Here is a 23,965-nt window from a genome sequence, read left to right on the forward strand (position 1 = left end):
TTTCTTTAATTTTCTCTTTATTATAACTAATAGTTTCATATCGAAATATTATTAAACTTTCAAACTTAAATTTAATAATAAAAAAATACCATGAAGTTTAAATAAACCTCATGGTATTCTCATTAAAATTAATTGTAATATTACTCGCCTAAAATACTATCCATGACTAATTGTATATCCTTAGTATCAACCATACCATCTTTATTAACATCAGACTTTTCGCTTAATTTATTGTCTTCTATTATTTCTCCCTGATACTTAGACACTATTGATAAATCTCCAACATTTACTACTCCATCCTCATTTACATCTAGTGAGTTAGTTTGATCCTCTAAAACATAAGTTACAGTATATACATTCTTACTACCTGATTCAGAACGTACTACTATTGTTGATTTATTATTATGGATTGGTAACACAGTAACTGCAGCATTCTCTTCTGCTATAGCTTCTACTGTTTCTGGTAAAGCTTCAACATTAACTGTATACTCCATAGTACTAGAATCAAATCCTTCTAATTCTGCTCCATCTAACTTAATTCCTGATAAAGTATCAGTAGTATTTGCATTTACTTTTGGAACATACTCATAAACAGCAACCTCTGTTAATCCAATACACTTACCTACTTCTGGTTGTTGCATATAGATACGTATGCTATCAGTGTTTATTACTTCATTTAAGAAATAAGTTGTTTCACCTGAGAAATACGGAACTTCAGTTGTATTAGAATGAGAAACTTTTACATATTCTCCAGCTTCATTTCTATAGCTTATTTCAACTTTTTTTGGAATTCTTCCATATATATTGTCAGTAAATAGCCATAAGTCTAATCTGTCAATGCTATGCTTGCTATCCCAATCTAATTGAACATGAGCTCCCATTGGCTCTCCAGCAAAAGTTAAATTACGCTCATTCCAGTTTGTCCAACGCTCAGCTGTATTTGAACTATTATTAGTAACTCCATTGTTAATAGCATTTAAATTATCTGATGTAGTAGTACAACTTTGTGATAGAGTTGGTACATCTTTGTTTTCAGAATTATTTATTGCTAGATTAGCTGCCGCCTTTAACTCTTCTACAACTCTTACATAAGCCTTAACTTCATAAACATTTCCTAGTAATGAAACTTTACCTGGTACCTCTACAGTCGTATTAGGTGTAGTGAAATCTAAACCTTCTAAATTCCAATCAACCTTAAATTCCTCACTTTCAGCACCATCAACCAAATATCCTTTTACAGTCTTAGGAAGTACTGGATCTTGATTAGCATAAGTGAATGTTGAATAGTTTTCCATTGAGGCAACCTCACCAACTACATGAACATTAACATTTACAGCCACATCTGTCCCTTCTAATTTACCAGTAACTTTAAATATTTGAGGTGTATTTAATTCCCCCTCACTATAATCATTCCATGAGATATTAAAAGTCTCAGTTGTACCATCACTATATCTACCTTCTACTGTAGATGGTAATTCAGGCCTTTCTCCTAATCCAACATAATATTCTTTAACTATATCATAAGATTCTAAGAATCTATCTTCACTTGAATTATTTACAGTATTAATCTCTATAGATTGAGTTTCTAATCCATCACCAGAAACATTTAATGTCATAGTACCTGCATCCTTAGTAGATTGTACTATAACTAAAGCTTTTCCACTTAAAGCTCTCTTACTTCCAGTAGTATCAGTTGTAGGCTTATAAGATTCTATATCAGTTTGATCACCATTATCTAATCCTACAATTTTACCATTACCTTCAAGTTCAAAGTTTAATCTATTATCTGCACCTGGTACTATATTTCCATTCTCATCAACTATATCTATAGTTATATAAGATAAATCATAACCATCTGAATCAATAGTAGTATTATCAGCACTTAATTCTACAGTAGTAGGAGTTCCAGATGTTGTTACTGAACTTCTACCTTCAGTATTAGTAATTTCATTTCCTTCTTTATCGTATGCCTTAGCAGTTAAAACACCTTCTTCATACGGAACATTAAATACTGGATAGAATGATTTTTCCCCAAAAGTATAATACTTATATCCAGCTTCTGTTACATGCTCAGTTGAAGTTTGCTCTCCAATCTTTTCATCATTTAAATATAGTTCTACTTTATGAGCATCAGTAAATACATTTACTTCAACCATTCCATTCTCCATGTATATATCTTCTCTATCCCACGATGGAAGTACATGAAGTGTATTTACATCATCATTCCATTGGCTTTGATATAAATAATAGATATCTTTAGGGAATCCTGCAGTATCAACTATACCAAAGTAACTTGATTTTGGAGAAGGCCCGTTTCCCCCACCAACAGAACCTGTACCAGTTCCATTCCAAGGAGTTGGCTCACCTATATAGTCAAATCCTGTCCATACAAATTCTCCTGCATTATAATCATTTTCTATAACAAATCTCCAAGCATCACTAGCTGAGTGTCCCCATCCTACTCTTGTTTGATTGTTATCATACTCAGAAATTCTATGATTTGAGTAATTTATTCCCTTAGTTCCATAATAACCTCTAGTATGAACTGCACTGCTAGTTTCTGATGCATATAATGTCCAGTCTGGATATCTTTGTCTTAAACTCTCAAACTGTGCATCATTTGAATAGTTTAAACCTACTATCCCATTATTCTCAGTAATTACATTGTTAATATCAATAGCTAATTGTTGTCCACCTTTACTTCTATTGTCACCTATAGTAACAGGCTTGGTTGGATCCTCATCGGAAATCCAATCAATTATATTCTGAGATACAGTTGCATAATTTGATGCACTTCCACTAATACCTTCTAAAACCTCATTTCCTATAGACCACATAATTACTGATGGACTATTTTTGGAGTTTTTAACCATAGATCTAGCTTCAAACTCTCCCCAAGACATTTCTGGATTTCCATTTATTATTTCATTTTCTTCTCCTATTGCTTCATTAAAATATTTAGAGAAGTCATTTACATTACCATTTTTAGGGTTTGTCCATGTATCAAATGCCTCATTGATAACCATCAACCCTAATTTATCACAAATTTCTAATAACATATCACTTGCTGGGTTATGAGATACACGGATTGCATTAACACCCATTTCCTTCATAATCTCCATCTGACGTTCTACAGCTCTATAATATGAAGCAGCTCCTAAAGCCCCTTGATCATGGTGCATACACACACCTTTTAATTTCATATTTTCTCCATTTAAAGAGAAACCAGTATCTTTATCAAAGTTATAATATCTAAATCCAAAATCTGTATAATAAGTATCTACTACTTCTCCATTTACTATAACTTCACTCTTAACCTCATACATGCTTGGGTTATCCACTGACCATAGTTCTGGTTGATTTACTATAGCAGTTTGATTAAACTCTATACTTTCTTCAACTCCAACTACTTTAGCCTCTACTACTGGTTCACTAACTTCTTCTCCATTTTCATCTATAATAGTAGTCTTAACTGAAACATTAGCCTCTTCTTTGGATTCGTTTTCAACAACTGTCTCAACAACTACATCTACATCTCCACCATTTTGTGTTTCAATATTAGGTGTAGTAACACTTGTGCCTAAATGTCCTACGTGAATTGGATCTGTAACACTTAATGTAACATCCCGATAAATACCACTACCTGAATACCATCTACTTGTTGGTATATTATTTGTAACCTTAACAGCTATGATATTTTCAGTCTCACCATCACAAATTAAAGCATCAGTAATATCAAAAGCAAAAGCAGTATAACCATAGTTATGCTCACCTAACTTTTTCCCATTTACATATACTTCTGCATTCATATAAACGCCATCGAAGTTTAGTGTAAAATCTTGCCCATCAAATTTTTCTGGAACTACAAAGCTCTTTCTATACCATCCTGTACCACCTAATAAGAATCCACTTTCTGCCTCTCCCTCAACAGTGAAATCTCCCTCGATACTCCAGTCATGTGGTAAATTTAACCCTCTCCAAGAAGAGTCATCAAAATTTACCCCTTCAGCTCCCGATGGATTACCCTTAATAAAACGCCAATTTTCATTAAATATTGTTGAACGCTCTCCATCTTTAATAAATCCAACATGCACAGTTTCAGACTCTGTTGCCTGCTTACTTTCAGCTCTTACTACTGTAGGTGATAAAGTTAAAGCCATAGCTATTGCTACACCTAAAGCAGAACCTTTTTGATGAATTTGTTTCATCGAAATCCCCCCTATAATTTTAAAATAATCTATTGTAAAATTCTCTAAATTTAAAGTTAAAGAATCTACAATCACCCTCAAAGCTTTTACTATTTTTTACTTATATGTAATATAATAGCACCTTATTGAGTTATAGTAAATTATTAAAAACTTTTTATTAAGAATAAATTTTACATAAGTAAAAAATAAAAAGAAGTAAATCGAATAATTCAATTTACTTCTTAAAATTCTAAAATCAATCAAAAATTTTATTTTAAATTCCTAATAACCTAGCATTCATTTTAAACTAAAGTCACAAAGCATAAATAGCCTATTTCTAAAATTTCACCTTCAAAACCATCTCTTATAAATTCTCTAACAGCATCACTATTATTTCCTATTATTCTTGAGAATGCTAATATATAGTCTTTTATATCCTCAACATCCAATTTATCATTGTCTTCTATAAGATATTTTAAAAATACTGAATATCTAACTAATAAATATTCTAATATAATCATTTGGAATGCAACTATAACCTCTTCAATATCTTCATTTACACAGTTACTTATTATTTTTGATATAATACATTTTTCAAGTAATTCATCATATGCTTGGAATTTTTTCTTATACTCATGCCAATTTTCTTCTAAAATTTCTATGCCCTCATTTTCTGCATACTCAGACACACTCTCTAAAAGCTTTCTTAAATTATTAACTTCCTTATAATTTTCTGTTATATCTAAAAATAAATAATTTATCTCTTCTAATGATTCTCCTAAATTCAACTCTAATTGTCTATAAGTATTTATAACTTCCTCTATATAATCTTCACTTCTATACTTTTCTAACTCACCAAATATAAGTTCTTTTCTTTCAAAATTACTTTCTTCTAAAATTGATAAAAGCATTTCAAATGCTATTATCAATTTTTCATCTAATGGTAATTCTTTTTTAGTTATTAAATTTATTAGACTCTTTCTAATTTTAAGTTCTAACAAATCATCATTTGAAGCTTCTTCATCACAATGAACAAATTCTATTTTATCAGTATCATTTATTATATTAATGACCTCCGGACATGCACATGATAATGATAATTCCTTCTTATACCCAAAGTCATTCTCTATCCTAGGGAATGTATGACACGTTAAAGATAAATATTCTTCCCCTTGACTTTTTACTATATTGCATAACCCATTATTATCTAATAAAGGACAAATATCAAAGGTTTCTTTATTTATAAAATATTCTTTTCTCTCCTCCGCTGGTTTAAACTTTACACAATCTAAAAGTTTCTTAGCATCGCTTCCTTTTCCCCACTTCTCATAAGTGTCATTATCTATGCTTATATCCCAACCTTCACAGCATGTGAACTTGCACTTATCTGCTGTACATTTGAATTTATCATAATTTGAAAGCTTTAAAATATATTTTTCCTTCATAGTATCTCCAATCTATTTGTATTCTTATAGTTTTGATGTTTATTCTAATTCTAACCATAAAACTACAAATATTCAAAGTATTTATTTAAATCAAGTATCTATATATAAAATAAGCAAGTAATAATTTTTAACTAAATATTACTTGCTTTTCACAATTCTATCTTAACTACTCTTTATTATTAAATAATCCAGAACCATTTATAATCTCTTGTTCTGCAAAAAGACTTGTAATAGCTTGATTATAATCTACTATTTTTTGAGCCTTCTTTATTTTTTTAGCATACTTTTTATTATTAGAGAACATGTATATCATATATCCCCATAACTCTTTCATCCTAAACATAGCATTTCTTTCTTCATTAAATACCTCTTTGTAGCCATTAAATATTTCATCATGGAATTCTTTTAATGTAGCTTTATCTACGAACTCACCTTTATTAATCTCATTTATTAAACCAGGATTAGCTAATATCCCTCTTCCTAGCATAATTTTATCCACTTCTGGAAAAGCTTCAATAAATCTATTCCTATCTTCTACTGTAAAAATATCTCCATTGTAACAAATTGGATTTTTACTTAAAGATAATGCATCCTTAAAAAGTTCCAAATTTGGCTTGTTTCCATAAAAATCTTTTCTAGTTCTAGGATGAATAATTAATTCTTCCATAGTGTACTTATTATAAATTTCTATAAGTTCATAAAATTCCTCTGGATTTTCCATTCCTAATCTAGTTTTTATGGTTATACTCATATCATTTATTTTATATATTTCCTCTAAAAACTTATCCAATTCTTCTCTATGTGCTAAAAATCCTGATCCTCTCTTCTTTCCAACTACAGTCCCAGATGGACAACCAAGATTTAAGTTAACTTCATTATATCCTAACTGCTGTAACTTCCTAGCTGTTGTAATAAATCCTTCTGAATCATTAGTAAGTATTTGAGGAACTACATTAAGTCCTTTATTGTTCTCAGGCAATACGTCCCTTAATTCTTTAGTCTTAAGACTCTTACTTTGATTTGGAACAACAAATGGTGCAAAATATTTATCAATTCCCCCAAAGTATTTTTCATATGTATTTCTATATATAAATCCAGTTATACCTTCCATTGGTGCTAAATAATACTTCATCATTTGACTCCTTTTTTAATCTTCTGAAATATTATTATATCAGTATTTTTTTTACTTATCTACTTTCTAAATTACAAATTTATTATAATAAGTATTTCTTGCTCTAGTAAAATCTAATTATTTCTTAAAAAGCATAAATATAAAAGTATCTAAAGCCGTAAAATAATTACTTGTACCACATTCATAATAGTAAAAATGTGGTACAAGTAATTATCTCTCATTGAATATATCTTCTATAAACTTCTCAAAATTTTCTCTTTGCGTACGCATATTTCCATAGTATATTTTTTTTGAAGTTACTATATTATTAAGTTCTTCACCATATAGCCAATCTACCTCTTCAAATTCTCCATTTTCAAACATATTCCTTAATGTCTTTCCTATAACCAAAAGACTCTCATGATGTATTCCATTTGAAAATCCTCTAAAATTCAATCCCTCTGAATTTCTTCTTGAAAAAAATAATGATTTTGCTAACCAGCCTGCTCTTGCCTTTCCTCCCCTTGTACAACGTGTTAATACATAATTTAAATATTTAGTAAATTCAACAAAGCTTCCTTGTCTAGTCTTTATTCCAACTATAGGATACCATAATCCTTTAGTCTTTCCACTATTAGTTCCAGATGATCTATAATAAGCTAGCGTTACTCTCTCAACACCATAATCATATTCAATATCTACATCTATAAGCCCTATCATTCTAAAAGGCTCAGTAGTATATAAATTTGCTCTAAAGCTTTCAGGATACAATCTTAAAATCCTTTTAATATTAGTCAAAATAATATCTCCTTCCTCATATATTTAATAACAAACCATATAACTTTGTAAGTATATATGGTTTGTTATCTTAATTACTGTCTTTTATCTTCTTTAAATCTTCTCTTATTTCCTCAATACTTTTATAAGCTTCTTCAATTCCCATAAGTTTTTTTAAAAACACTTCTTCTTCAGGCTTTAAATTAAGCTCTTCGTACCAAGGTTTTTCCTCTTCATCATTTTCAACATAAGAAGAATAATACAAATGAATTAAGAAATCTCCTAAATACCAATAATCTACGTCTTTAAGATGATTTTCATCAATAAATCTAGCTAGTCCAAAATCAATTAAAACTAACTCTTTATTTTCTCTCATTATTACATTAGGAGTTCTAATATCTCTATGCACAATGTTATTCTCATGCAATATCTCCATAATATCTAAAACTTTAGCTGCAATCTGATAAATTTCTTCCTTGCTAAATTCATATCCTCTTTTATAAATCAAATCTTCTAATACAGTACCTTCTATATATTCAAGTATATATCCTTCTCTGTCTCCATCTTCAAATTTAGATATAAACTTAGGAAAATTATCATAATTACTTAGTGTATCTAATGTTTTTTTCTCATAAAACAGCTTTTTCCTTGTTTCTTCTAGCATTTCTTTTTTTAACTGTTTTATAATTACCTTCTCATTATTTTCATTTATGGCAAGGTAGACTATTCCATATCTACCTTGACCTAATTTTTTAGTTATTGAATACCCATTTACTGACTCTTTCTTCTTATAATGCTTATCCATTGTTCATCTATTTTATCTAATTTGGATACTTATTTTATCTGCTATATGAGTCACTATATGAGCTACTTGATGAGTCACTATATGAGCTGCTATATGAGCTACTTGATGAGTCGCTGTATGAGCTGCTTGCTGATTCACTGTATGAGCTGCTTGCTGATTCACTGTATGAGCTACTATATGAGCTGCTGTGTGAGTCGCTGTATGAGCTACTTTGTGAACTGCTGTGTGAGTCACTGAATGAACTACTATATGAGCTACTTGCTGATTCACTAACTGAGCTACTATATGATGAGTCACTTAGTCTTCTTCTTTTTCTTCTATAATGATGATGACCTCTACTTGACATATTTCTATAATAATCCATATAAATCAACTCCTATTATTTTATTTATTATAGAAAAACTTAACATATAAGCAAGTCCTTTTTTGAACATTACTTACATTTAGCTAAGTTTGAACCGTCTTAATATATATTATTCATAAATGCTATACAGTGTTACATAATTTTCTTATATGAAACCATAACACTATTTAAAATATTTAATATGCTAATTTTTCAAAAAGTATTTGTCAGTAAGTTTCATTATAAAAATAGCCTCCAAAATCTAAATAAGATTTTGGAGGCTATAAATAATATCTATTATAGTTTTTCTATGTAATTACAATTTAAATATATGTGATTTAAGAAAACTAATAACCTTTCATAAAGCGGATTTACTTTTTCACCAAACTTAACTTCTAGGTTTTCACCTATTTCTTTAACAGTTTTAATCCCATCTATCATCATAAATACCTCACTACTATATTCATCAAAAGTAATTTTCTTATACATAGGAATCTTAAACTTTAGTTTTCTAAAAAATTTCTGAATCTTATGATCTTGTTTTTCAAAAATAGTGACTATTCCTTCTTCATCCACTTCATATTTTATATAATCACATTTCTTAAATACCATAGCTAAAAGTTCATCATTATCCATGATTTTTCACCTTAGACTTCATAATAGGTAATGTAGTTGCTAAAACTAAAATAACTAATAAGATTATAGCCATTCCATTGCTTCCTACAAAACCAGTTGGTGTTCCTGGTGTTATTATTCCTGTTACTTGTAGAATTATTCCTACTAATCCTATAATAGAACCCCCAGCAACAAGACCTGAAGATAAGCTTATTCCATTTGAAACCCTAACTTCTCTCTCATGCTCTTCTTTACTCATTTTCTCAATAAATACACGTATTAATGCACCTATTAATATTATAGATGTTGTTGAAATAGGTAAATAGAATCCTATTGCAACTGTCATTATAGGTAAATCTAATAAGAATAAGAATAAAGCCATTACTATTCCAACTATTATCATTGGCCATGGTAAGTTACCTTCCATTATACCTGCTGTTAAAGTTGACATTAAGTTAGCTTGTGGTAATGCAAATGGTGCATTTGCTCCAGTTATTTTTAATTGGCTAGAAAGTACTAAAATTGTTCCTGTAACAACTATTACTCCTACTATACTAGCAATTAAAAATGAATTTTGCATTTCTTTCTTACTACCACCAATTATGTAAGTTACTTTTTGAGATTGGCTATATCCACCAGCTACTGATATAGCTACAACCATAAATGTAGCAAATAAAAGTAATGATTTATTATCAGCCTTGCCAGTCCATCCCATTATGACGAAAACTAAAGTTAAAATAACTAATGAAGCTATTGTCATACCTGATACTGGAAGATTTGATGTTCCTATTGTACCTGTTAAACGTCCTGCAACTATTACAAAAAGTAATGATAATATTAATGAAACCACAGCTCCTGTTATAGCCATTCCTATACTGTTAGAAATAAAGAAGCCAGCTACGAAAGCTATTATTGCACCTAATAAAAGTATTATTATAGCACCACTATTTTTTTCAGCATTTTCCTCATTAACAGGATTTGCTTTTAAAGTTTCTTTTATGGAAACTATTATAGTAGGTATAAGTTTTATAGCTCCTATAATACCCCCACAAAGCATCATTCCTGCTCCTATGTACTTAACGTAACTACCGGATATTGCATTTACATCCATTTGATTGATTAATATTGTTGCATCATTCCATGAATGCATACTCTTTTCAGCCATATCTGTAAAATATCCTATTAATGGAGCTATTCCAAAGTTAGCTAATATAGAACCTGCAAACATAGTAAGTGAAACTTCTAATCCAACAATAAATCCTATTCCTAATAAAAGAGGATTAACTTCTGTTGAAAACTTCCACTTGTAGAACTTACTTCCTACAAAATTAACAGTATTATTTATTAAGTTAAAAAATGAACTTGATAAAGCTGTAATAACTCCACTGACAATAAAACCAACTCCCATAAATTTTATAGAGTCCTCGCTTCCTTCTGAAGCAACTAGTGTTTCTGAAATTGCCATTGATTCTGGATACATAAGTTTTCCATGCTCTTCTACTATTAGATAGTTATAAACTAATGATAGACATCCTATACCAAATAGAACTCCACCTATTCCTACAGCTATTCCTTCTAAGAAAGTAAAATCACTTCCAATTAAAATGATTGCAGGTAATACAAAAATCATACCACTAGCTATTGATTCTCCACCACTAGCCATTCCTTGTGTTATATTTTTTCCAAGTATACCTTTGCTACGAGCAAATATTCCAACAAATACGGATCCTATAATTGCTCCTGGTATACCAGCTGCAACTGTCAATCCTGATTTCATTCCTGAATAAGCAGTAGATGCAGCAAAAACAATTGCTAATATTATTCCGATTATTAGAACTGGTAAGTTAACTCCATTTTTTGATTTACCAGTAAAATACGGAACATAGTCTTTTCCACTGACTCCACCATAAGCTTCTTTAGGTAATTTCTTCTTCATATACCTAATCTCTCCTTTCGTTCCTCATATCAATAGTTTTTATTGATATTTCATCCTATATAATTTATATAAAATGTACAAACATTATATAAACTATAACTATAGTATATGTATAATTGCTTGTACACATTATACCCAACCTTAGTTTAGTAAAAAAATTTCTGACTATACCAGTCAGTTTATCAAATTATTTTTTTGTATATTTCTTATATTTTATTATAAATATACAACATTTTTTATCATGTTTATAATAATATCACTTTACCACTAAAAAATCCATTCTAATTCTTTCATATTTTCAAAATATATCCAATTACTTAAGCATAATTATGCATATAAAGTTCTTTAATTTAAAGAAGTTAAAAGAAAAAAACTACTGATTTTTCACCATAAGTTATTAATGAAAAATTTCAGTAGTTTTTATATTTTATCTATCCGTTCTTAAAGTTATGCTCTCTTTCTTTGAAAGTTCTCCATCAGAGTACTTTGCAGCTATTTTAAAGTTATAAATTGTATGTTTATTTAACCCTTTAAATTTATAAGTAGTCTCTGAAGAATCTACTTCTCCAACTTTCTTACCATCTCTATAAAGGACATATCCAACTAATTCTTTATTAGTTTCTGGAGCATCCCACTTTACAACAACACTCTTCTTTTTGATTTCTGAAGCTTCAAAATTGCTAACTGGTAAAGCTTCATCTGTGATTGTTGAAAATCCTATTTCATGAATAGTTGGAGCAACACCATCCCATTCTACTTTTATTTCAAAGATATTTTTAAAATCTTCTGTTTCAAATTCATTGAAGCTCTTCTCTAATTCTCCAATCTCTGCCCAACCTTCTTCACTTCTTACAGATACTACTGCATTAGAAATTGTATTTGGATTTTGAACTATTGTGAACTTCTTAACCTCTGTTTCATCAGAAATTTTATAAATTAAAGATCCGTTTTTAGGAGCAGCTACTAATGGTTTAAATGCTGTACTTAACTTTCCATCAATTAAATTTTTTGTCTCAAATTTAGGCTCTGCTTCTGGATTAACTTCAAATATTCCATTATCAGTTTTCTCTTCTTTATTAACAGAGAATTCTCTAACAGCAATCCAGTTTCCTAGTATTTCACCAGTTGGAACAACTCTTAAATGCTTAGCTGTTATATCTAAATCTTCTATAACTATTTCTTTCATGTTTGGACCATATTCTATTCCATCTACATCTGTCCAAGTTTCACCATCCATAGAGTATTGGAATTTACAATAGTTAAATGTATCTCCCTCATCTTGTCCTTGTTCAAATACAATGTTCTCAACCTTAGTTACTTCATTTAATTCTACAGCAACATAGTCTCCTTCTTTAGCAGCTCTTCTTATCCACATACATGAATATCTAGTATTGTCTCCATCAGCTATATTTTGAACATGTCCCCAATATAAAGGATCCATATTTGTATAAGGACGAAGGGTTACTTTAGTAGTATCAGGATTTATAAATTGATTAATATTATCACTAATTATTTTAGATAAATCTTTAGCAAATGGAATTAGATGTCTTGTACCAGGCTCTGGTCTTGATACTCCTGTTAATGTTGGAGTTCTATGAGATCTTGAAGCAACATACTCCTCTTCTCCTAAAACATAGTATTCCATAGCTTTTTCATAGTCACCCTTTTCTAAAGCAACAGTTGCATTTACATATGCTATAGTTGCTTCTGTTAAATCTCTTAAAGAATCAACCCATCCTTTAATTTCACTCTTTAATAATTCGTTCTTAGACTTAGTAGCAAAATTATTTGTAGCATCTAGAATCTCTTCATACTCATCTAAAACTACTTCGCTATAATCTAATATCGATTCTTTGTCCCATAATTTTCTTATGAATTGTTCAAGAACTGGTTTTAACTCTTCAGATTCTTCTAAAGATAATCCATGCCAGTTTGGAGCTGGATCACTCATATGCTTTGCAAATGTGTGTAATTCATCAGTAGCATCTGGCTCTATATACTTAAATGAGTCTTCCCAACTCTTATCCATGTCAAAATTTGCTCTATTCCATCCATAGTCAGCTATTGCAAATAAAGCAACCTTTGAAGCTTGAGCTTCTTGCATTGGGTTGGTTACTATTCCTTTAAAGTTTGTAACTGTTGGATCTAACATTTCACCTTTACCCATTAATAATCTTTTATTATTTATATCATTTACTGGCCAGTTTAACCACATGAATGCTTGACGCCCTACAGCCTCTTCAAAAAACTCAAATGTTTCTTGAGTTACATGTCCAAGTATTACATCACCAGTCCACATAATATCAACTGTTTCTGGCATTGTTCCAATAGTATTTAAGTATTCATTATTAACATTTCCACCTGCTGATTCCTTTGTGTAAACCTTAGGAACAAAGATAAATTCATAGACATCACCTTTTTGTAGACGCCACTCTTCTAAATCATTCATAAGCTTAACTTGATTGTTAGCATCTCCCTCAGCATCATCTGCAAGAACTCCAAATTGACGTACTCCAACACTGTATAGTTGCTCAAACTTAGTTATTATTTTTTCTAGATCAGCTGCATAAGCCTCTTCTGACTCAAAGTTCATTCCATCTTTTAAGAATGGATGTATTGTCCATATAAATTTATTCTTTGTTGAAGCACCAACTTCAACCATCTCCTCAATTTCAGCTAATTTCTCTGCTGGATATGGTTCTCTCCACTTAAGACTGTGATACTCATCATCCTTTGGTGCAAATATGTAAGAATTCATCTTGAAATCTCCACCAAACCTCATTAAATCCATACGATTTTCATTACTCCAAGGTATTCCATAGTATCCCTCAATAAATCCACGCCATTGTCCATCTGAATAGTCTTCAATTAATAACTCACTTAGTTCATTACCTTCTAATTGATTAAATATTAACTTTAAAGATGTAATTCCGTAGAATGCTGAATCAGTATCTTTACCTAATACTGCTACCACATTATCCTTAACAGATACAACATGGGCATCGTGATGTCCAAAATGATTGTCATTTACTAATTTATTTTCTGTAAAGTAATTATCTACAACTCCATTAGAATTGTTTATTCCTACTAAGAAGTTTAATTTTCCTTCTTTTATTTCAGTACTTACTTCATGGTTAATTCCCTTAATTCCTAAAACTTCAATTAACCTATTCTTTGTAGCTTCATCTATCCCCTCTTCAAATACAACGTTGGCATCTGATCCTAAATCAACTGTTCCATTGTCATATTTTATACTTTGAGGAATTGGATAAATTTCATATTCCTCTTTGTTTGATTCCCTTACTTCCGTAGCTAATACGTTTTTTACAGGTATTCCTGATAGTAAAGTTACTGCCATAACTAAAGTCATTAATCTACAAATTAGCCACGTTAGTTTTTTAGTTTTGTTTCGCATAATTTTCCCCCTATTTTATTATTTTATCTGGCGAATCCATATGAATAACGTTCATTTACTTAATAATATTAAATGATAAACTCTTCATATAATTTATTGCAGTACTAACAACAATCTTAAACACCTTAATTTATAGTACTACCAATCTTTGTATTCGTTATCATACGAATTGAAATAAAATATATGTAAGACTACTCGTTTAACAAAATTCCTTATTATCCCTATAAATCCATCAGATTTCTCGTTATATTTTATAACAAAACCACTTTACCATCTATATACTTTTATGTCAATATATGAGATATTATTATATTTTTATTATCAATATATCTTTTTTATTAATAAATACATTTAAATCAATATTATGTTTCATTATTCTTCATTATAAAATAGGACTATTTTACAATACTAATTTATAATAAACAAAAGAAGAGGTTCAACACTCTTTGTTGAACCCCTTCCATCTAATTATACTATAATCAAAATAGTATATTTATATAATTTATATTAAAATCCAATAAAAAATAAATTATTTATAAATTAATTTTATTAAGCTTTTTCTCTTCTTCCAATTAAAGCCCAGTATAATATAAAGGCAACTGCTGATATTACAGCTAGTACAATTAATACGTTGCTATATTGTATAGCTATTGCATTATTGAAAAGACCAGTAATATTTTTTCCTAAAGATTCAGTTTCCATAAATACTGCTACATATGTTATACCAATTGATGCTGCTATATTTAAACAGAAATTATAGAATCCAATAGCAGTCCCTGAATTTTCTTTAGGAATTGTTTTTGTTAATGTATCAATCATAGGTGCATACATTAAAGCAAATGAACTTGAGAATAGTATCATTACGAATATAAATACAAATACTGATGTCTCAACAAATAAAGCTCCTACAATAAGACTGATTATTATACCTACTATAGCTATTTGAATGCATTGCTTACTTCCAATTTTATTAGCAACCTTACCTGATAAAGCACCTACAGTAGCTGCTAAAACATATGATGGAACTAAAAGTAAAGAAATTTGATCTAGTCTATAATGATATATAGATTCCACTAAAAATGGGAACATAAATATAAATGCAAGTTGTACACTATATATAACAAAAGCTACAAATAAAACTGATATAAAGTTTCTATTTTTGAAAAACTTAATAGTAATAAATGCTTTTTGATTTTTGCTTATATATGTAATGAATAATACAAGAGCTACTATAAAGCCTATTAAGAATACCCACTTAAATTCTGAAACAAAAAGCATTAATGTTGCTGCAACTGTTGCAACTAATACAAAACCTATAAAGTCAATATTTCCAGCACTAGCTTTTTCCTTTGGAATATACTTTAAGATAAATGGTAATATTATTAAAGTTAATAGTGGAATTAAGAATAATGCTTGCCAGCTTAAATATGTTGATACATATCCACCTGTAATAGTACCAATTACCTGTGCAATAGCATAACTACTTGTACTAAATCCTAAATATTTTTTATGTTCACTCTCTTTAAAATACTTAGCTACAAATATTACATATAAAGTTTCTGCACTCCCTAATCCAGCAGACTGAATTATTCTTGAAATAACTATCATTATAAATGACTTTTGAAAAATAAAGCCCATTAATGATCCAACACAAATCAATACAATTCCTATTGATAATAAAGTTCTAACACTTATTGAATCTGATAAAGAAGCATATACAATTGCTCCAATACCGATAACTAATCCAGCTAAAGTTACTTGCCAACTAACTGTACTTGCTGATATATTAAAAGCCTTTGCTAAATCTGGCGAAATAATCTTAAATGAATTATCAATAACTAATGCAAAAATCATTAAAGCTAATACCGCTGGTACTGCTTTCTTTATATTGATGTCTTCCATCTCTTCTGTTCTATTAAGTGAAATTTCCATGTTCTACACCTCTTTTATTTTTCCTTTGATCTCCCTAATAATCGTTTACAAATTTTTCATAAAAATTTTTTAATCCCTTATTTATTCCTCCTCTTTTCAATAATCGTTTACAAAAACAATTAAAATATTCTCGCCTTATTCCCCTGATAAACTTGTCTACTTTCTACTCGTTTTTTAGACAAGTTCAATACTATCACAGTTTATTAACAATTTCAACAGTGATAAAAGCCTTATTTTCACTTATTTCACCCTATTTAGATAGCTTTTCCTACAAATCCCTTGATTTTAAACTTGTCTAATAACTTGTCTATTTTTAGACTACACTTTAAAAATTTCCACTTTAAAGCATCGTTTATTTTAGCTAGCCCTTCAGACCTACTTAATTTCCCAAAGAGTTTCTATTATCTATTCCAAAATAATAAAACTTCCAAACGCTATGAAAAGAATAACTTTAATTTCTTATGGAGATTTAGTTATTCTCTAAATATGTTTGGAAGTCTTATTAAAAGGTTATTTTGTTAAAGCCCCTTTATAATCTTCTATTGATTCTAAAACAGTTTCTTCTGGATATAATGCTTTAACTGAATCATCATCAATAAGTTTATAAAATCTCGTGGAATAGGTAATTATAAGCTTGCTATTTGGAAGTGTAATCCTTAAAATCTCACCATAGCAATTTGGTTTCCCTCCACTTGGCTCTCCAACTATTTTTGCATTTGTGTAATTTTTAAAGCTATATGCATTTAAAAGTGCTGAGGAAAATGTTTCTCTGCCTATTATGACCTTTAAATTCCCTTTATTATTTATCTTCTTATTGTGCTTTAGCCACTCTATAAATGAATCAAACAATGTGGAGTTTCCGCCTAAATTATTTCTTAAATCTATAGTTACTTTTTCCATATCATTTTCTTCAATTAAAGCAATCAAGCTTTTAATTTTATTTTCTATACTTATATCTTCCTGCTCTCTACAGCTGTTATACTTTATGTAAAGTTCTCCATTTTCTAAAATCTCAAACCAAAGATTATGAGAGCTATTCCTAGCGTACCTAGGTAATTTCTTATTTGTATAAACTAGTTCTTCAATAGAACATGTTGAAACTTCATAAACTCCATCTTCTAGAGTTATTTTTATATTATCCATATGATCAATTATTAAAAGTCCATATAAAACTTCAGCTATTTGCATATACTTCATACTTTGAGCCTTAAAGAAATACTCATTTTCAAAGGATATAACTTCAAAAAGTTCCTTTAAAACCTCCTCCATAGAACTCTCCTCTATGCCTATTACCTTTTTAAACAATAAATTCTCATATTCCTTGGTAGTACCAATAATATACACTCCATCATTGAAATAGTAAAACTTAAGAGGAAGAAACTTTCTAGCAGGAAACACCATTGAAGTATGTGCATCTTTAACAGAAGCTACAACTCTTGATACTTCAACTTTCATCTCCTCATAGTCTAACTTATTGACTATTCTTTTTAGATTATCTATCTTTTCATTAAACTCATTTTCACTTGTATAGGCAAATAGATTCTTATGTCTTTTTTTAAGCTCCTCTTTTAAATAATCAATGTCCTCTATCGAATATTATCTTTAGTAACAAAGTGTATTATAAGTACTAAACTCTTTTAAATACCACTTTCTTTCTTGTTTTTCACTTTTTAGTGTCTAATAAGTTGTTATTAAATTTCAATCCTATACTACATTATTAAATTTATCTCTTTTAGCAAATCTTCTTTAGTATATTTTTCAAGTAAATTTTTATATTCAGGATTTATAAAAATTTTCTCATTTGCCATAATGCATTGAAACTGATTTATAATATCTACCATTTCAATTTCTTTAACAGGAACAACTCTATTTCTAAATTTTTTTAATTTCTCATAATTAGAAGTTTGATTTCTAAAAATACGCAATAGTATATTAGGAGACAAAGGAAAGTTTATTTCTAATGTATCACTAAAAATAGGATATATTTTTTCTCCATATATTTCATCAACATAGTATTTGGGAATCCTACAAACTGGATTATCTGATGTTATAAATGGTGTTTGTGTTTCATTTTTAATAAACATCCAATGAGAGTTTGAAATAAAATTTGTTAAAGCACCAATGTAATTACTGTCAAGAAGACTGTTTAAATGCATTATTTTCTCATCTATCTTGTATCCCTTATTATTTGTATCAAATTTTTCTCCTAAAAACTCTTCCTTATAAAATTTCATTATCTTTGTCATAGCATTATCATTAAAGTTTCTAATAATATCCCTATATTTTTTAGTTCTTATCCACTGTAAAACAATATAAAATGAAAATTCTAATCTTTGTTCCTTAGTTGTAATCAATGCATTAAAATAATTATTTTCTTCTTCACAAAGTCTTCTAAACTTTTTTAACAATACTAAGAACTTACTTTCCATTTCACTAAAAGTTGTTTCAAAAATTTGTCTTTCTGTAATTGTAGGTGCATTCTCAATTTCATAGAATAAATTCTCACATGCTATATCATAAACATTTGAACCGTATGATTTTTTTCTTAACTTATCAAAAACTAAAATTTTATTTTTTTTATCGTCACTATTATCATTAATTTTTGAAAACTCTTTTAAATATGACCTCGGTATATAATGTTGTTTTTTAGTAATATTATCTTTCATTTTCCACTCCTATTTTTAGTTATCAATTCTATTCAAACTTTCTCTTAATCTTTTATTTTCATCTTTAAGTTCTTCCATATCAACTAATTGGATAATTAGTTTTTCTTTATCTTCTTTCAGTTTTTTGATTTCTTCGTAGAGTTGCTTTATTTTATCGTTTTTAGCCTTTATTTTATCTTTAGGTGTAGCAACTATGCTATCGTTAGGAACACCTTTTTGAATAGCTCTTAAACTTAATATACGTTCTTTAAGAATATCATTGTTATATAGAGTAGCCTTAGATACCCCTGCTTCCTCGGCTACTGTTTTAAAGTTAATTGACTTGGTTTTTGAACGCTTTAACTTATCTATTGCTTTATTAACCTTTTCGATAGTTTCTTGTTTTTTCTTTTCGGCAAACTCTTTTAAACCTTCTGTATTTTTATTACTATTTTTCTTCATTGATTTGTTCCTCCAAACTATCTACTAATGGTTTTAGATACTTATATTTAACATATTGTCTTTCCCAAGAACGTTGTTGACCTAACTCTTTATACCTTGTCATTTCCTTCTCCATAAGGTCTAATTCTTGTTTTAAAACAGGGTAGAATTTAACCTCGGTAACGTAGTTAGGGCAGTTGTAAAAGAAACAGCCATCACCATCAGAACAGTTCCCCCTTCTAAAGTCATACAAGCATACGCCTGTCGGTAATGGATTAAAACTCATAGATTTAGATAAATTAGAAACTATATCATCAATTTCTTGTTCTGTTTTGCCTCTAAACTGTTCATCAAGTTTGGTTTTAATTTCCTTTGCTCTAAGTCCAGCAATCTTAGAATCTTTACCAAGTATCATATCTGAATATATTTCTTTAATTTCTTCCTCTTGCAAAGTAAGATAGTGTGAAGTCATTTCAATAGATACGTGAGCAAACTGTTTCATAATGTGTGCTATTGGTACTTTTTGTTTGATAAGTTCCCTAACAAATGTTGCTCTAAATTGATGTGTCCTCAAGTGATATATATTTCCATTATTATCTGTGATATTCCATCTCTTAATGAATGAATTAACTCTATATGCAAAATCATCATTATTTAATATTTTAATTTTTTTGTCCGCATAATTTATCTTAATAAATAAATTATTAACACAAAACCTTTTCCTCATAGATTTAGTTGATTCTATAAGTTCTAATACTGTTTTTTTTACTAAATCATTTATAAAAACTTTATGCTTTATAAAATTATCTTTTGTTGTTTTGTTTAAATAAACCTCCATATACTCATAACCATCATTAGTTATCCCTAAACAATCATCCTTTATAGATAATACTTCACTTATTCTTAAACCAGTTTGACTTTGAATAATTATTCCAGCCTTAGTTAATATATCATTTTCTTTATTAATAGCATAATATAATATTTTATTAAATATATCCTCTGGTATAGGTTTTACCTTATTGTTATTAATTTCTTTTTTTATATTCCATAACAAATGTGTTGATTCTAAAAAAAAACCATTTTCTTTATTGACATTCCACCCTTGACTTGCTCCAACCTTCATTAATTCTTCTACAACTAATGTTTTAGAATACCCAGTTCTTTCAGAAAATCCTTTTTCATTTCTTAACCAATCTACATAATTCATTAATATTATTGTATCAACATCCTTAAATGATGTAATATTATTAATATTACAGTATTCAATAAACGAAGGTAACTTACTATTTATATTACTTACTACTGTAGATGCTTTTAATTTACTAAAGCAGAAATAAGCATATTGCTTAATTACAAATTTCATAGCATTACTATTTATATATTTAAAATTTATTCTACTTCTACATCTTTTAACACCCTTAGTAGTCATGAATGGCGTTACGTCCCATTCATCATCATTGAATTTAGAATTTCCAATAGTTATATTACTATAATCACTTTCCGTAATTATTGGTTGTAAATTTAGCTTAGTTATTGCCATCTTGTATTTCCTCCAATCTCTTTACAATCTCTTTTAGAACTTTAATAGTAGGTAAGAAATGTTCAGCATAATGGTCACCATAGATATTTCCCTCTAATTGCTTTTCTAACTCTGCTAAATGATTTTTATGAGCCTGTAAATACTCTGGAGTAGTAATATACCTACTACAAGTGTAGCATTTTTGTCTTTTTAATAATCTATCACAAATTTTCCCATCACTACAAGGCTTAGTGCAATAGCCATCTTCCATCCTTGCCCCTTTATCCTTATTTTCCTTGAACCAAATTAAATCCTTCTTATCTGCTATAAATGTTTCATCAATCTTGTTGATGTTACCGATAATACCTATATTCTTAAATATCTCGGCTCTTTCTTTATCTTTAATATCAGCATAATATCTACTGGTTGTTGTTGCAGATTTTTGTCCTAACACATTTCTTATTATGTTAATATCAGTACCTTTGGACAGCATGTCAGTTGCCAAGGTTCTTCTAAATTGATGAGTCTTTATGTTGTACAATTCACCATCTATTCCTCGAATATTATGTTGTTCAATAAAAAGTTTTAACCATCTACTATAGGTTCTTCTTTCAATAGGTGAAATTTCCTTACTTTTAATATTTTCTTTTATAAAAATATATTTTTTCGTACCTTCATTTGCTTGTTTCCTAACTTCTTCTGTAATTGCTATTAATTTATTAATAGCAATCTTACATTCATTAGTCACAGGCATAGGTTGTCTTTGTGTTCTTGTTTTATATTCATACCAAGTCAATGTATAACCATTGATTATATGTGGTTTAATTGAATCTATTGTTAATTTCAACATATCTCCAATTCTCATCCCCGTTGATTGTAAAATAATTATTCCATACTTAATATAGGGATTTTCTTCTCTTGTTAAAGCAATATTTATTTTAGATAAAACGTCGTCAGGAATAAAATCAATTTTTATATTTCTTTCTATTTGTGGTACTACTGTACCTATAAAAATATCTCCACTTGGCGATTCATTCTCGCAATATAGTTTGCTATACATGACTAATTTTTTAATGGTAAAATAACACTTTCTTTGAGCTGATGTTGAATATGGTACTTTTGTTTTAGGGTTTAAGATAGTTTTTACATATGATATTAACTTATTAATATCATAATTCGTTAATTCTCTTAAGTAATTTATTTTATTAATATTTAAAAATTCATTTATAATTTTAAAGCAACTAATATCTTCACTTAAAGTTCTAACAGTTTTACTTCCAGTTTTATAATTATGCCAAATGTACTTTTTCATAATTTCCTTTATATTAGTTGAATATATATATGAAAAATCAAATTTAAATTTCTTTCCATAATGTTGCGAATTGCTATCATTATCTATCAATTCCCAAATATCATCATTAGGCATTTTACTTACCATTTGCGCTACCTCCAATTAAAGAACTCTTATTCCAATACTTACTTAAATTATCTTCAAGATACTGATTTGAAATATGAGTATATTGTTGAGTTGTAGTGATATGTTCGTGACCTAAAATTATCTTAATAACACTAATATCCATACCACTTTGAACTAAAGCAGTTGCACAAGTATGTCTTAAATCGTGAAAATTTAATTCTATTCCAGTTTTCTTTTTAACTGTATTAAATACTTCATAGATTGCTCTATAAGTTAGTGGTTTACCTAAATTTTGCTTTTGTTGTGATACAAAGATATAACTATGCTCTGTATCAATATTATTTCTTTCTTCCATTATAAAATTATCTATTTCCTCTAATAAAGTCATTGGAATATACAAATTTCTTCTTTTACCTTTAGACTTTATATTTTCTAACATTCCAATTTCTTTGGAAATATCGGGATAGGGTATATCTTCAATTTGAAGGTCTAAAACTTCTCCAATTCTCGCCCCTGTAAGGTACATTATTTTAAAGATTAATTTATCTCTCCAAGTAGGCAAATTATTTAAAAATGTTTCAGCATTATTATCTGATAATAATTTAAAAGTAGTTTTACTTTCTTTAACTTTGAATATAGATTGCTTAGTTTTATTATTGCTTCTTGCATGATGTAGTAGGCTCTTAAACATACCAAATGGTCTATTTACATCTTCCATTATTATAGGATTATTTATCTCTTTAACCATTCCACAATACTTGTAGAAGTTATAAACTGTACTAAGTATTCTATTTATAGTTTTTCCAGTACGCTTACTTTCAGCATAAATACTAACTACGTTATCAGTAGCGTTAGGTTCTCTAAGGTACTCTATAAATTCACTTATAACATTAGGCGTTACTTCATCATATTGGTAATGTTCCTTATTTAAAAAATCCCAATACAACTTTAGGTCATTACAATTAGCCTTTATAGTATTAAATGCTCTATCTTTATGTCTAAGATATTTCAAGTAAGCATATACAGGTTTAACTAATTTCATATCATTATCAAGTAGTACAACAATATCTTTATTTTCATATCTTATCGTATGTAATTCCAATCCGTAAGTTCCTCCTATCATTCTTTACATGTCTAATAAGTTTATATTACTATTATAAGTTGATTTTAAATAATTATTCAATAGTAATATTGTCTTATTAATAATATATTTTACTGTGGTACTTACTTACTCTTATACACTCCCTTGTTATACTCTATTATCTCTGTATATCTCTACTAATATCTATACTTATATTATTATTTACTATCTATACTATAATCACTAAAGATAACCACTTTTTCTCCCATGTATTCTCCATATGTTCTCCTTTTCTA

At 28.8% G+C, this 23,965-nt stretch carries 16 protein-coding genes; all 16 read right to left on the minus strand.

Annotation, left to right across the window (positions count from 1 at the left end; translation table 11 throughout):
* Window positions 1-140: 140 nt before the first annotated feature.
* A complete protein-coding gene (locus ACQZHJ_RS09680) occupies window positions 141-4,208 on the minus strand; it encodes a glycoside hydrolase family 2 TIM barrel-domain containing protein (RefSeq protein ID WP_430485347.1) in 4,068 nt (1,355 codons plus the stop codon).
* Window positions 4,209-4,489: 281 nt separating this feature from the next.
* On the minus strand, window positions 4,490-5,632 hold the full coding sequence (fliB, locus tag ACQZHJ_RS09685; protein ID WP_430485348.1) for a flagellin lysine-N-methylase: 1,143 nt from the start codon (window positions 5,630-5,632) through the stop codon (window positions 4,490-4,492).
* A 166-nt stretch (window positions 5,633-5,798) separates the two neighbouring features.
* Window positions 5,799-6,764: a tRNA dihydrouridine synthase gene (locus ACQZHJ_RS09690; RefSeq protein ID WP_430485349.1), complete on the minus strand. Its 966-nt coding sequence runs from the start codon at window positions 6,762-6,764 to the stop codon at window positions 5,799-5,801.
* Between the two features lie 210 nt (window positions 6,765-6,974).
* Window positions 6,975-7,541 (minus strand): hypothetical protein, encoded by a 567-nt coding sequence (locus ACQZHJ_RS09695; RefSeq protein WP_430485350.1) that lies wholly within the window; start codon window positions 7,539-7,541, stop codon window positions 6,975-6,977.
* A gap of 70 nt (window positions 7,542-7,611) precedes the next feature.
* On the minus strand, window positions 7,612-8,325 hold the full coding sequence (locus ACQZHJ_RS09700; RefSeq protein WP_430485351.1) for a serine/threonine protein kinase: 714 nt from the start codon (window positions 8,323-8,325) through the stop codon (window positions 7,612-7,614).
* A gap of 12 nt (window positions 8,326-8,337) precedes the next feature.
* Window positions 8,338-8,622 (minus strand): hypothetical protein, encoded by a 285-nt coding sequence (locus ACQZHJ_RS09705; RefSeq protein WP_430485352.1) that lies wholly within the window; start codon window positions 8,620-8,622, stop codon window positions 8,338-8,340.
* A gap of 343 nt (window positions 8,623-8,965) precedes the next feature.
* The gene (locus ACQZHJ_RS09710) at window positions 8,966-9,304 is read right to left on the minus strand and encodes a PqqD family peptide modification chaperone (protein ID WP_430485353.1); all 339 of its coding nucleotides are present in this window, start codon (window positions 9,302-9,304) and stop codon (window positions 8,966-8,968) included.
* Entirely contained in the window at window positions 9,297-11,219 is a 1,923-nt protein-coding gene (locus tag ACQZHJ_RS09715; RefSeq protein ID WP_430485354.1) for an OPT family oligopeptide transporter, read from the minus strand. The genes ACQZHJ_RS09710 and ACQZHJ_RS09715 overlap by 8 nt, the downstream gene beginning before the upstream one ends.
* A 427-nt stretch (window positions 11,220-11,646) precedes the next feature.
* Complete coding sequence (locus ACQZHJ_RS09720; protein ID WP_430485355.1) at window positions 11,647-14,634, minus strand: beta-N-acetylglucosaminidase domain-containing protein; 2,988 nt, start codon at window positions 14,632-14,634, stop codon at window positions 11,647-11,649.
* A gap of 549 nt (window positions 14,635-15,183) precedes the next feature.
* Complete coding sequence (locus tag ACQZHJ_RS09725; protein WP_430485356.1) at window positions 15,184-16,566, minus strand: MFS transporter; 1,383 nt, start codon at window positions 16,564-16,566, stop codon at window positions 15,184-15,186.
* Window positions 16,567-17,076: 510 nt separating this feature from the next.
* On the minus strand, window positions 17,077-18,021 hold the full coding sequence (locus ACQZHJ_RS09730; protein WP_430485357.1) for a peptidase S41: 945 nt from the start codon (window positions 18,019-18,021) through the stop codon (window positions 17,077-17,079).
* Window positions 18,022-18,275: 254 nt separating this feature from the next.
* Window positions 18,276-19,232, minus strand: coding sequence for a DUF4238 domain-containing protein (locus ACQZHJ_RS09735; protein ID WP_430485358.1), 957 nt, complete (start codon window positions 19,230-19,232; stop codon window positions 18,276-18,278).
* A gap of 15 nt (window positions 19,233-19,247) precedes the next feature.
* Window positions 19,248-19,673 (minus strand): DUF6262 family protein, encoded by a 426-nt coding sequence (locus ACQZHJ_RS09740; protein ID WP_430485359.1) that lies wholly within the window; start codon window positions 19,671-19,673, stop codon window positions 19,248-19,250.
* Window positions 19,660-21,192, minus strand: a complete 1,533-nt coding sequence (locus ACQZHJ_RS09745) for a tyrosine-type recombinase/integrase (protein ID WP_430485360.1) — start codon at window positions 21,190-21,192, stop codon at window positions 19,660-19,662. The genes ACQZHJ_RS09740 and ACQZHJ_RS09745 overlap by 14 nt, the downstream gene beginning before the upstream one ends.
* Window positions 21,179-22,609: a tyrosine-type recombinase/integrase gene (locus ACQZHJ_RS09750; protein WP_430485361.1), complete on the minus strand. Its 1,431-nt coding sequence runs from the start codon at window positions 22,607-22,609 to the stop codon at window positions 21,179-21,181. Before ACQZHJ_RS09750 ends, ACQZHJ_RS09745 begins: the two co-directional genes overlap by 14 nt.
* Window positions 22,599-23,690 (minus strand): tyrosine-type recombinase/integrase, encoded by a 1,092-nt coding sequence (locus ACQZHJ_RS09755; RefSeq protein ID WP_430485362.1) that lies wholly within the window; start codon window positions 23,688-23,690, stop codon window positions 22,599-22,601. The genes ACQZHJ_RS09750 and ACQZHJ_RS09755 overlap by 11 nt, the downstream gene beginning before the upstream one ends.
* Between the last annotated feature and the right edge of the window lie 275 nt (window positions 23,691-23,965).

Source organism: Clostridium sp. B9 (assembly GCF_050509515.1).
Taxonomy (GTDB): Bacteria; Bacillota; Clostridia; order Clostridiales; family Clostridiaceae; genus Sarcina.